General features: G+C 29.2%; 1 protein-coding gene. It reads left to right on the forward strand.

The window, feature by feature from the left end:
* The coding region (locus tag FMM58_RS07435; protein ID WP_190317971.1) for a restriction endonuclease subunit S at positions 1-407 on the forward strand (407 nt) is incomplete at both ends.

A 407-nucleotide genomic window follows, 5' to 3' on the forward strand; every position in this document is an offset into this window, starting at 1 on the left:
TGGGTGAAACTCGGGGAAGTGTGTGAGATAAATATGGGACAATCTTTAAATAGTGAAAATATCATCGCAAAAAATCTGTTATATTTTCAAAATACGACATTAGATTTTCATCAAGGTAAAATTGCTTTCGGAGAAAAATTTATTAAAGAATCTAATTTTATTACAAATAATCCCGTAAAAATCGCATATCCAGATTCTGTCCTTTTGTGCGTTCGCGCTCCTGTTGGAATTGTAAATATCACTAAAAATAAAATAGCAATAGGGCGAGGTTTGTGTGCTTTAAAAAGCAATTTTATGAATAATGCAATGTTGTATTATATTTTAAGTTGTATGCAATTTTATTTTGAATCTCTTGCAATAGGTTCTACATTTAAGGCAATTAATCTCGAAATTATTAATGAAGCTTT

The organism is Campylobacter sp. LR291e, from assembly GCF_008633915.1.
Taxonomy (GTDB): Bacteria; Campylobacterota; Campylobacteria; order Campylobacterales; family Campylobacteraceae; genus Campylobacter_D.